Annotated in this window: 12 protein-coding genes; 9 read left to right on the top strand and 3 right to left on the bottom strand. The window is 63.5% G+C overall.

The features are described 5' to 3' along the window. Window position 1 precedes the first annotated feature (1 nt). The 3 genes from AWB69_RS10780 to flgA form a co-directional block, all read right to left on the bottom strand. Entirely contained in the window at window positions 2-445 is a 444-nt protein-coding gene (locus AWB69_RS10780) for a flagella synthesis protein FlgN (protein ID WP_062084893.1), read from the bottom strand. 161 nt (window positions 446-606) lie between these two features. Further along, window positions 607-936, bottom strand: a complete 330-nt coding sequence (gene flgM / locus AWB69_RS10775; RefSeq protein ID WP_062084892.1) for a flagellar biosynthesis anti-sigma factor FlgM — start codon at window positions 934-936, stop codon at window positions 607-609. A gap of 190 nt (window positions 937-1,126) precedes the next feature. Further along, a complete protein-coding gene (gene flgA / locus AWB69_RS10770; RefSeq protein WP_062084891.1) occupies window positions 1,127-2,668 on the bottom strand; it encodes a flagellar basal body P-ring formation chaperone FlgA in 1,542 nt (513 codons plus the stop codon). A 345-nt stretch (window positions 2,669-3,013) separates the two neighbouring features. Between flgA and flgB the strand changes: the two genes are divergently transcribed. From flgB to flgJ, 9 genes are read left to right on the top strand one after another with little or no spacing between them, the layout of a single operon-like run. Further along, a complete protein-coding gene (gene flgB / locus AWB69_RS10765; RefSeq protein ID WP_062084890.1) occupies window positions 3,014-3,505 on the top strand; it encodes a flagellar basal body rod protein FlgB in 492 nt (163 codons plus the stop codon). 24 nt (window positions 3,506-3,529) lie between these two features. Then, window positions 3,530-3,955 carry a flagellar basal body rod protein FlgC gene (gene flgC, locus AWB69_RS10760; RefSeq protein WP_062084889.1) on the top strand — a complete coding sequence of 142 codons (426 nt, stop codon included), beginning with the start codon at window positions 3,530-3,532 and terminating at the stop codon, window positions 3,953-3,955. Window positions 3,956-3,965: 10 nt separating this feature from the next. Next, complete coding sequence (locus AWB69_RS10755; RefSeq protein ID WP_062084888.1) at window positions 3,966-4,703, top strand: flagellar hook assembly protein FlgD; 738 nt, start codon at window positions 3,966-3,968, stop codon at window positions 4,701-4,703. A 42-nt stretch (window positions 4,704-4,745) separates the two neighbouring features. After that, a complete protein-coding gene (flgE, locus tag AWB69_RS10750) occupies window positions 4,746-6,005 on the top strand; it encodes a flagellar hook protein FlgE (protein ID WP_062084887.1) in 1,260 nt (419 codons plus the stop codon). A gap of 35 nt (window positions 6,006-6,040) precedes the next feature. Next, window positions 6,041-6,796 (top strand): flagellar basal-body rod protein FlgF, encoded by a 756-nt coding sequence (flgF, locus tag AWB69_RS10745; protein WP_062084886.1) that lies wholly within the window; start codon window positions 6,041-6,043, stop codon window positions 6,794-6,796. A gap of 23 nt (window positions 6,797-6,819) precedes the next feature. Next, the gene (flgG, locus tag AWB69_RS10740; RefSeq protein ID WP_062084885.1) at window positions 6,820-7,608 is read left to right on the top strand and encodes a flagellar basal-body rod protein FlgG; all 789 of its coding nucleotides are present in this window, start codon (window positions 6,820-6,822) and stop codon (window positions 7,606-7,608) included. Between the two features lie 45 nt (window positions 7,609-7,653). Next, entirely contained in the window at window positions 7,654-8,346 is a 693-nt protein-coding gene (locus AWB69_RS10735; protein WP_062084884.1) for a flagellar basal body L-ring protein FlgH, read from the top strand. Window positions 8,347-8,348: 2 nt separating this feature from the next. After that, window positions 8,349-9,467 carry a flagellar basal body P-ring protein FlgI gene (locus tag AWB69_RS10730; RefSeq protein WP_062084883.1) on the top strand — a complete coding sequence of 373 codons (1,119 nt, stop codon included), beginning with the start codon at window positions 8,349-8,351 and terminating at the stop codon, window positions 9,465-9,467. A 12-nt stretch (window positions 9,468-9,479) separates the two neighbouring features. Beyond that, window positions 9,480-10,505, top strand: coding sequence for a flagellar assembly peptidoglycan hydrolase FlgJ (gene flgJ / locus AWB69_RS10725; RefSeq protein WP_156528803.1), 1,026 nt, complete (start codon window positions 9,480-9,482; stop codon window positions 10,503-10,505). The last annotated feature ends 315 nt before the right edge of the window (window positions 10,506-10,820 follow it).

Below are 10,820 nucleotides of genomic sequence, written 5' to 3'. Positions count from 1 at the left end.
CCTACACCCCGTAGATCCCGGGCACGCGGCCATCGGGACCATAGAACGACGACTTGGGCGGAGCCAGCGTCAGCGCGGCAAGCGCGTTGCGGGTGTACTCCATGCGCGAGCGGATCAGCACGCCGATCGTGTTGTTGCCACGCCGCGCGCGTCCCGCCGCCGCGAGCAATTCCCGCCAGTGCGAGGTCAACGCTTCATGGCCGGTAACGGCTTGCTCCATGCCGACAAAACCCTTCGGCAGCCCGAGCGCGCCGAGCTGCTCGTCACGCCGGCGTTCCAGCGCGGCAATCTGCTCGGTCAAGGCGGTTTTCTTTTCGATGATCGAAGGCAGCGTATCGAGCGGCGAGGCCGCAATGAGCGCTTTCTCTTCGTGGGCAAGCAGCGACTCGAACGCGTGGACAGCAGCGGTTTCGTCGATAACAGTGGCAAGCAGGGCGTCTTTCATGGGCGACTCGCTAAAAACTCCGGCACCGCATTCATGGCGGTGCCAAGGTCAAAAAAAGCCGCCCGGCGCTGCATCGTGGAAACGATGCGTTTATCTGAAGCTTATTGTCCATGTGCCGCGGGCTCGCTCTGGGCGTTGCCTGCAACACGTAGCCGCTATGCTCAGCCGCCGGCCGGCGGGGTGTTCGTTTGCATCAGTTCACGCGCGCTGCTCAGCATGCCGTCGGCAACCTTGCCCGAATCGACCTTGTAGCTGCCGTCGTTCAGCGAGGCCTTGATCGACGCGACTTTCGCCGTATCGATGTCGGACGACGAGCCCGATGTACGCAAATCCGTCGACAACGCCGACAAGCTCACGGTCGAATTCGAGCCGCTGCTGGTCGTGGTGCCGCCGGTCGTGCTGGTGGCTTGCGCGTCGGCTTGCGCCGTACGTTGTTGTGCAGCTTCCTGCAAAGCTGCGATCTGGCTGGTGTTGCTGGAATCGATTTTCACGATGGTCTTCCCTGACGATGTGATTCCTTTATCGGCGGACCGACGCAAAAACTTTAACCTTCCCGCCGCCCGGACCACGTGCCAGTCCGCTCTATCTCCCGCTCAGCCTTATCGGATAAGCCCGATAAGGAATTGCAACAAATTGAAACAAGTGAGGGATAACCCACATAGGGCAACTGCGGACCATTCTTCAAAGCTGGATTTCCACCGTCGAGCCGTCTTTCACAATGCCCGAAATGATCTGTCCCCCGGCAGTTTTGACGCGAACTTGCTGACCGGGCGCAGCGTTATTCATGACGCTGCCTTCCGCCGATATCGAGAAGCCTGCGCCGCCGGTCACCACGCGCACGGTCTGGCCGATCACGACGGCACCGGCGCCGCGCAGCATGTCGGTGCGTAGCGGCAGGCCCGCTGCGATCCGCGACAGCGTCACCGCGCCAACGGCTTGTGACGGATCCGTGACAACGGCTTGCGGCATGGCGGTGAGGTCCCCGTCACGGGGAATCAGGTCGGCGGCAGTGAGCACTTCGCCGGGCGCGACGGCGCGGGCGGCGAGGTAATAGGTCGCCATCACCGAGACGCGCGCCTGCAGATAGAGCGTCCACGGCCGGTCGCCGGAGCAACGCACGCCGACAGTGGTGCGGCCCCAGAGACGTGAACCCGCCGGCAGGAACGGCTCGAGCGTGGAGCAGGCAGCGAGGCCACGCGGGAAGACCGGCGTGACGGTGATGTCGGCCTTGCCGGGCAAACCGGCCGCCTGCTGTGTCAGGAAGATGAGCGCAGCGGCGCGTACCGAGTCGCCGTCCTGCGTGAGCTGGTTGGGCGCACCGGCCATGGCGGGGGCGGGTTGAAGCGGCGCGCGGATGGGCGCGGGGGAGCGCATCGAAACGGGCATCATGCCGGCGACCGGCGTGGCAGGCGCCGCGGCGATCGGCCTCGCCTGGAACCCTCGCGAGGCCACGCGTGGAATGTTCTGGACCGACGCGCTGCCGTCCGTGGCAACGACCACGGGCATTACGTCGCCTGAGGAGGTGGTAACGCGGGGAAGGGGATCGGTGGCCGGAGCCCGGCCATTGGCTGCCGCATTACTAATAGTAGTAGCAGGCGCTTTCGGCTCGCCATTCCCGGGGATCTCGATCATTCCGCCGGCATCGGGGGCATTGTTCGATGCACCGGTCCCGCTCGGCGACATCGCCAGCCTGGGCGCCACAGCCGCAGCCGCAGCCACGGGCTTCGCCGTCTTCGATTCACCCGGCCCCGGGATCACGATCAGGCCGCTGGTATCGGCGGAAGAGGAGGACGCATCGGCGGCGTCGGCGTGGGCATCGAGTGCGAGCGCGGCGGCACGCATGGCGGCATCGGCTGCATGGGCCGCTGCGGCGTAACCCAAGGGGCGCGCCGGTTGGGGTTTAACCGGCTGAGCCGGGCTCGCCGGCTGGCTTGCGTTCGCGTCCACCGTCATCCCGGCGTTTTTCGCCATTGCCACGACAGCCGCCGGATTGGTTTCGGCAGGGCCGGCAATCATGATCGTGCCGCCGCCGCCACTCTCCTGCGCGCTTGCCGTTGTCACACCGGCCGTCATGAAAGCGAACGCAAGCAGGCAAAGCGCAGCCGGACCACGCGGCGCAACACGGCGAGCCAGGTCAGCCAGGTGAGCGCGGGCCTTCACCAGGCCGTTCGCGGCCAGGCGATGAACCGCCGGCTTACGAGCAGGCGCAGTGAAGCTGTGCATTGTGTTTCTCCCAAACCAAAAACGAAAAGCCCCGCGTCCAAAGTCCGTGAATTCCCTAAAAGATTGACCCACGAGACGAATTCTAGATTTCGGCGGCTAAAGGCAAGCGTCGAATAGAGGCCGGCTTTCCCTGTTATTCGTCTGATTGCATCTTGCGTCTCGCTCCTAAGATTCGTCTCATGCAAAAGTCTTCGATAGCCAATGGCGTCCCGGCGCTTGCTTGATTGCCCGGCGTCATTGATCACGAGACACGCAAAAGCACGCAAAAGCACGCAAAAGCACGCAAAAGCACGCAAAAGCACGCGAAGCACCGCAGACCAGATCTGAAGCTGAAGGAGGACCGCCATGCTGGACAAGCTCGACCAGGAATTTGCCTTTGGCCGTGAAGCGCTGGATGTGCGCGCATACCGGCAGGAACTGTTGTCGTCGAATATTGCGAACGCCGATACCCCGGGCTACAAGGCGCGCGACGTCGATTTCTCCAGCGCCCTCGCGGGCGCGCTGAAAAAGACCGGCACGGCGGCGGACACCACGGCTTCCGGCACTGCGACGCTGCAGATGGCGCAGCCGGTGAGCGTGTCGGCTGGCGCGGCGCTCGCGACGACATCGGCGGGACATATGTCCGGCACGACGACGCTTACCGCCAGCGGCGGCAGCACCGACGACTACGGCCGTCTCGCGTACCGGATTCCGAGCCAGCCGGCGCTTGACGGCAACACGGTCGACATGGATTCGGAGCGCGTCCAGTTCGCGGACAACGCGCTGCATTTTGAAGCCGGCATGACGGTGGTGTCGTCGCAGATCAAGACGATGCTTTCCGCGATCACGTCGAACTGAAAGCCAAGCTAACGAGGAGAAGCAATGCCCCCTCTGATGAACATCTTCAGCGTTGCCGGTTCGGCGATGTCCGCGCAGGCGCAGCGCCTGAACGTGACCGCCTCGAACCTGGCGAACGCGGACAGCACGACGGGCCCGGATGGCCAGCCGTACAAGGCGAAGCAGGTGGTGTTCGCCGTCGATCCGCTCGGCGGCGCGCGCACGGCGTCCGGCCAGCAGGTGGGCGGGGTGCAGGTGACGGGGGTGATTGACGACCCGACGCCGATGAAGACCAGCTACGACCCAAGCAATCCCGCAGCAAACCCGGACGGCTACGTGACCTTGCCGAACGTCGATCCGGTGCAGGAAATGGTCAACATGATTTCGGCGTCTCGTTCGTATCAGGCGAATGTGGAAACGCTCAATACCGCCAAGCAGCTGATGCTTAAGACCCTGACGATCGGAACCTGAGGACAACCCCGTGACAACCAACACCACGATCGGCAACAACGGCGCGACGATGTCGCAGACGCTGCTGAACACCATGAACGGCACGTCGAGCACATCCGGCACGTCGGGCAGTGCGTCGTCCAGCTCGAGCGCGACCGGCACGCAGTCGCCGGCGGACCTGCAGAACACCTTCCTGACGCTGCTCGTCACGCAGCTCCAGAACCAGGACCCGACCAACCCGACCGACAGCTCGCAGATGACTTCGCAACTCGCGCAGATCAGCACGGTGTCGGGCATCGGCCAGTTGAACACGTCGCTGAGCTCGCTCGCCACGCAGTTGTCGGCCGGGCAGTCGGCGCAGGCAGCTTCGCTGATCGGTGCAACCGTGCTCGCGCCTGGAAGCACGATGACCGTGAGCGGCGGCAAGGCCAGCAGCTTCGGCGTGCAGTCGGCCAACGCGCTCGGCGACATGACGGTGAGCGTCACGAACAGCGCCGGCCAGGTGGTGAATACGATCGACCTCGGGCCGCAGGCTGCGGGCACGGTGCCAATCTCGGGCTGGACGCCCACGGACAAGACCGGCGCCACGCTGCCCGACGGCACCTACACCATTTCGGCGGCTGGCACGATCAACGGCGCCGCGGCGACCGCTACCGCGCTGTCCTCCTCGCAGGTGCAGAGCGTGGTGCAGCAGGCCGACGGCACGACGGGCGTCATGTTGTCGACTGGCAAGACGGTTCCGCTGACCAGCATCGCATCGATTCTCTAAGCCGTTATTCATTAGCTCATTCTTCTAGAAGCGGAGACCGTCATGGGTTACCAACAAGGTTTATCTGGTTTGTCCGGCGCGTCGAACGACCTCGACGTGATCGGCAACAACATTGCCAACGCGAACACCGTCGGCTTCAAGCAAGGCCAGGCGCAATTCGCCGATATGTACGCGAACTCGGTCGCCACCGCCGTGAACAACCAGATCGGCATTGGCTCGCAGATGTCGGAAGTGCAGCAGCAGTTCGGCCAGGGCACGATCACCACGACCAGCCAGGCGCTGGATGTCGCGATCAACGGCAATGGTTTTTTCCAGATGTCGAGCAACGGCGCGAACGTGTACTCGCGCAACGGCGTGTTCAACCTGGCGGCGAACGGCACGATCGTCAATGCCGCAGGCCAGACGCTGATGGGTTATGCAGCCAATTCGCAGGGTGTGATCAACAGCTCGTCGACCGTGCCGCTCGTTGTGCCGAACTCGAACCTGCCGCCGGCGGCCACCAAGAACGTGAGTTTTCAGTTCAACCTGAATTCGCAGGCTGCGCTCCCCACCCAGACGCCGTTCGACCCGACCAACGCGAATACTTATAGCGCCACCAGCCAGATCAACGTCAACGACTCGCTTGGCGGCACGCATGCGGTGAACGTGTTTTTCGTCAAGCAGGCAACGGGTTCATGGGAAGCGTTCGCGACCAGCGGCACGGCCAACACGCCCGTCACGGGAACGTCGACCGGTACGCCCGGCGATCTGGGCCTGGTCTCGTTCGACCAGTCGGGCAACCTGATCCCGACGCCGCCCGCCACCGCCATTACGCCGTTCTCCTTTTCGATTCCGGATGCCGCGTCCAACACCGCCGGCGCGGTGCAAACCATGTCGATGTCATTCGCCGGCACGACCCAGTTCGGCGCGACGACCGGCCTCGTGAGCAGCAGCCAGGACGGCTATACATCAAGCGAACTGGCGGGCTTTTCGGTCGGTACGGACGGCACGCTGACCGGCACGTACACGAACGGCAAGACGCAATCGCTCGGTCAGATCGCGCTCGCGACGTTCGCCAACCAGAACGGCTTGCAGGACCTTGGCGGCAACAACTACCAGCAGACCGCGGCGTCGGGCCTCGCGCAGGTGTCGGTGCCGGGGTCGACCAACCACGGCTCGCTGCAAGGCGGCGCGGTGGAAAACTCGAACGTCGACCTGACCAGCTCGCTGGTGGACCTGATCACGGCGCAGCGCAATTACCAGGCGAACGCGCAGACGATCAAGACGCAGCAAACCGTCGACCAGACGCTCATCAACCTGTAAGAGCCGCAGCCAAGCCGCGCACGAGAGAGTCATAAATGGACCGTCTGATCTATACCGCGATGAGCGGCGCCGCGCAGGCGCTCGAGCAGCAGAGCGTCACGGCGAACAACCTCGCCAATGCGTCGACGACAGGCTTTCGTGCGCAGCTTTCAGCGTTTCGACAGGTGCCGATGAACTTCGAGAACAATGCGTCCGGCGACCCGACCACGCGCACCTTCGTGCTGTCGTCCACGCCGACCGCCGACTACACGCCGGGTCCGATCCAGCAGACCGGCAATCCCCTGGACGTCGCTGTCCAGGGTCCGGGCTGGCTTTCCGTGCAGACGGCAGACGGCGGCGAGGCGTACACGCGCGCCGGCAATCTTCATGTTGACGCCAATGGCCAGCTGGTCACGGCAAACAACCTGCCGGTGCTCGGCAATGCCGGTCCCATGTCGATCCCGCCGGGCGCGGAAGTCACTATCGGCAAGGACGGGACGGTGACCGCGCTGATGCCGGGCGACCCGCCGACATCGATTGCGACAGTCGACCAGTTGAAGCTCGTCAATCCCGATCCGGGCACCTTGACGCGCGGCGACGACGGTTTGTTTCGCACCGCCGACAACCAGCCCGCCGACGCCGATCCGACGGTGACGGTGGCGCCCGCGTCGCTGGAAGGCAGCAACGTGAATGCGGTGTCCGCGATGGTCGACATGATCACCAACGCCCGCCAGTTCCAGATGCAGACCAAGTTGCTCGATTCGGCCAACGCGAACGATCAGTCGGCTGACAAGCTGCTCGACTTCAGTTAATCCGCAGTACCAGGATAAAAAACATGAACCGCTCTCTTTACATCGCCGCAACCGGCATGAACGCGCAACAGTCGCAGATGGACGTGATTTCGAACAATCTCGCCAACGTCAGCACGAACGGCTTCAAGGGCTCGCGCGCGGTGTTCGAGGACTTGCTGTACCAGACCGTCCGCCAGCCGGGCGCGAGCTCCACGCAGCAGACCGAACTGCCGTCGGGCAGCCAGATCGGCACCGGCGTGCAACAGGTCGCGACCGAACGCCTCTACACACAGGGCAACCTGTCGCAGACCGGCAACTCGAAGGACGTCGCCATCAACGGCAACGGCTTTTTCCAGGTGACGATGCCCGACGGCACGACCGCTTACACCCGCGACGGCTCGTTCCAGACCAACGCGCAAGGCCAGCTCGTCACGTCGAGCGGTTATCAGGTAACCCCGGCAATCACGATCCCGACGACTGCGACCAGCATAACGATCGGCTCGGACGGCACGGTCACGACCACGGCGCAGGGCAGCTCGGCCAACACGACCGTCGGCCAGTTGCAGCTCGCGACCTTCGTCAACCCGGCCGGCCTCGACGCGCGCGGTGAAAACCTGTTCGCGGAAACGGCTTCGTCCGGTACGGCGAACGTCGTGACGCCGGGTTTGAACGGTGCGGGCCAATTGCAACAGGGGTATGTGGAGGCGTCGAATGTAAACGTGGTCCAGGAACTGGTGAACATGATCCAGACCCAGCGCGCCTATGAAATCAACAGCAAGGCCGTGACCACGTCGGACCAGATGCTGCAGACGCTGAGCCAGATGCAGGTTTAAGTTGCATCAACCGCATCGGCAGCGTCATTCCGAAGGACCACGAAGATGTCATCACAATTCTCACGCTTTCCACGCATCCGCAGCGTATCGGTGCTGGTGCTGGTCGCCCTGGCGGCCTGCGCGCTCGTGCCCAAAGAGCCGATCACCCAGCAGCCGATGACCGCCCGCCCGCCGGCGCCGCCGCTCAATTCGGCATCGCCCGGCGCGATCTACAACGCGGGCTACGCGGGACGGCCGCTGTTCGAGGACCAGCGTCCGCGCAACACCGGCGACATCATCACCATCGTGATTGCAGAAAACGTCAACGCGACGAAGTCGTCGGCGGCGAATGCGGCGCGCAACGCCAGCGAGGCGTTCGCCGTGCCGACCGCACCGGGTATTTTCGGCGGGCTGTTCCACAACACCAACCTGAACGCCAGCGGTTCCAACGGCTTCAACGGCGCAGGCGGCGCGAGCGCGGCCAATACCTTCAACGGCACGCTGACGGTCACCGTCACGGGTGTCCTGCCCAACGGCAACCTGGAAGTGAGCGGCGAAAAGCAGATGCTCATCAACCAGGGCAACGAATTCGTGCGCTTCTCCGGCGTCGTCAATCCGACGACCATCTCCGGCACCAACACGGTGTTTTCCACCCAGGTGGCGGACGCGAAGATCGAGTATTCGGCGAAGGGCTATATAGATGAATCGCAGCAGATGGGCTGGCTCCAGCGCTTCTTTCTCAACGTGGCGCCCTTCTGATCATGAAACTCTTTCTTCGCTTCTTTCTCGTTGCGCTGGCGCTTGGCTGCGCATTACCACCGCCCGCGCAGGCGGAACGCCTCAAGGACCTGGTCTCGTTCCAGGGCGTGCGTGACAATCCGCTGATCGGCTATGGCCTCGTGGTCGGCCTCGACGGCACGGGCGACCAGACCACCCAGACGCCATTCACCACGCAGAGCCTGGTCAACATGCTCGGCAACCTCGGCATCACGCTCAATGCCGCGACCACCCAGAACATGCAGTTGAAGAACGTCGCCGCCGTGATGGTGACAGCCGTGCTGCCGCCGTTCTCGCGGCCGGGCGAAGCGATCGACGTGACAGTGTCGTCTCTCGGTAATGCCAAGAGCCTGCGCGGCGGCACGCTGCTGATGGCGCCGCTCAAAGGCGCCGACGGCCAGGTCTACGCCATGGCGCAGGGCAATCTCGCGGTCGGCGGCGCGGGCGCCAGCGCGAACGGCAGCAAGGTCCAGGTCAACCAGCTCGCGGTCGGCCGCATTCCGGGCGGAGCGCTGGTCGAGCGCGCCGTGCCCGCAGCGGTGACGCAAGCCGGCGGCGTGATGACGATGGAGCTGAACACGCTCGACTTCGACACCACGCAGAAGATTGTTGCGGCGGTGAACAACGACTTCGGCATGGGCACGGCGATCGCGCTCGACGGCCGCACGATCCAGTTGCGCGCCCCGACCGATCCGTCCCAGGTGGTGTCGTTCATGGCGCAGCTCGAGAATATCGATGTCAGGCCGTCGCAAGCTGCGGCGAAGGTAATCGTCAATGCGCGTACGGGTTCTATCGTGATGAACCAGATGGTCACGCTGCAGAACTGCGCGGTTGCACATGGCAATTTGTCGGTGGTGATCAACACGACGACCGCCGTGAGCCAGCCGGGCGCGTTCTCCAACGGACAAACCGTGACCGCGCGGCAGTCGAACATCCAGTTGAAGCAGGACACGGGCGCGCTGAAGCAGGTGGCGGCAAGCGCGACGCTCGCGGACGTGGTCAAGGCGTTGAATGCGCTCGGCGCAACGCCGGCGGATTTGATTTCGATTTTGCAATCGATGAAAGCGGCGGGTGCGTTGCGCGCCGATCTTGAAATTATTTAAAGGCGACAGGTCATGAACGCGAACGGGACCGGTACGACAAGCAACGCGCTCGCATCACTGAGTACGACGGACACGAGCAGCGGCCTGGGTTCGTTGTCGAACCGGTTTGCGCTCGACGTGCAGGGCTTCGACGCCATGCGGGCCCAGGCCAACGCCAACCCGCAGCAGGGTTTAAAGGCGGCGGCCAAGCAATTCGACTCCGTTTTCACACAGATGATGTTGAAGAGCATGCGGGAGGCCACACCGTCGGATAGCCCTTTCGATTCGAACGACAGCAAGACCTTCACGTCGATGCTCGACCAGCAGCTTTCGCAGAACATGGGCGCGAAGGGCATTGGCGTAGCCGACATGATGCTCAAGCAACTGATGCGCAACGCCGGGGCCACGTCTTCCGCAAACGGTGCGGGCGCGGGGGCAGGCGCGGACGCGAGCGGCGACAGCAGCGCGAACGCCGGCAATCTTGCCGCCATGAACGCGATGGCAAAGGCGTACGCAAACGCGCCGGGGTCCGCGAAGGCATCGCTCTCCGGCAACGGTTACAGCGCCGACAGCGCGCTGACGCCGCCCACACGCGGCGTGGGCTCGGACAAGGTCGCCGCGTTTGTCGATCGCCTGGCCGCGCCGGCACAGGCGGCCAGTTCGGCGACCGGGATTCCGGCGCGATTCATCATTGGCCAGGCGGCGCTGGAGTCGGGCTGGGGCAAGCGCGAGATCAAGAACACCGACGGCAGCTCGAGTCACAACGTGTTCGGCATCAAGGCGAGCAGCGACTGGACCGGCAAGACCACGAACGCGGTGACCACGGAATACGTCAACGGCAAACCGCAGAAAGTGGTGGAGAAATTCCGCTCGTACGACTCGTACGAAGACGCCCTCACCGACTACGCCAGCGTGCTCAAGAGCAATCCGCGCTACGCGCCGGTCGTGCAAGCCTCGCGCGATGCCGCTGGTTTTGCGCACGGAATGCAGAAGGCGGGCTACGCAACGGACCCGCAATACGCTAAAAAGTTGATTTCGATCATGCGGCACATCGCTTGACGGAATGCGAGCTGGCGCACCTTTTGCTGCAGTTAATATAGGTAAACAAAAGGTATTACGAGTAAGGTATCAAAAGCGACGGGGCTAAAGTCGCGATAAAAGACGATGCAGGCTGACGGCGAGGAACGGGCGCATGGTGCGCCTGGAAGGCAGCCGGCCGGGACGCATCGAAATGGAGAGAACGTGCTGGTTCGTTTCGATTTGCGCACTTTGCGAATGTTTTCGGTCGTCCGGGACGAGATTAGGGAAGTTTTTTTACAACCAACCCTAAATATTCAGTCTCCGTTGCCGCTAAATGACATATCGAAGTGCCGG

This window comes from Caballeronia udeis, from assembly GCF_001544555.2.
GTDB lineage: Bacteria > Pseudomonadota > Gammaproteobacteria > Burkholderiales > Burkholderiaceae > Caballeronia > Caballeronia udeis.
This window is presented reverse-complemented; position numbering and strand designations above follow the sequence as displayed.

Bases quoted from the DNA above. Each gene is read 5' to 3' on its own strand.
- AWB69_RS10780 (WP_062084893.1), bottom strand. From the start codon at position 445: ATGAAAGACGCCCTGCTTGCCACTGTTATCGACGAAACCGCTGCTGTC.
- flgA (WP_062084891.1), bottom strand. From the start codon at position 2,668: ATGCACAGCTTCACTGCGCCTGCTCGTAAGCCGGCGGTTCATCGCCTG.
- flgB (WP_062084890.1), top strand. From the start codon at position 3,014: ATGCTGGACAAGCTCGACCAGGAATTTGCCTTTGGCCGTGAAGCGCTG.
- flgC (WP_062084889.1), top strand. From the start codon at position 3,530: ATGCCCCCTCTGATGAACATCTTCAGCGTTGCCGGTTCGGCGATGTCC.
- flgE (WP_062084887.1), top strand. From the start codon at position 4,746: ATGGGTTACCAACAAGGTTTATCTGGTTTGTCCGGCGCGTCGAACGAC.
- flgF (WP_062084886.1), top strand. From the start codon at position 6,041: ATGGACCGTCTGATCTATACCGCGATGAGCGGCGCCGCGCAGGCGCTC.
- flgG (WP_062084885.1), top strand. From the start codon at position 6,820: ATGAACCGCTCTCTTTACATCGCCGCAACCGGCATGAACGCGCAACAG.
- AWB69_RS10735 (WP_062084884.1), top strand. From the start codon at position 7,654: ATGTCATCACAATTCTCACGCTTTCCACGCATCCGCAGCGTATCGGTG.
- AWB69_RS10730 (WP_062084883.1), top strand. From the start codon at position 8,349: ATGAAACTCTTTCTTCGCTTCTTTCTCGTTGCGCTGGCGCTTGGCTGC.
- flgJ (WP_156528803.1), top strand. From the start codon at position 9,480: ATGAACGCGAACGGGACCGGTACGACAAGCAACGCGCTCGCATCACTG.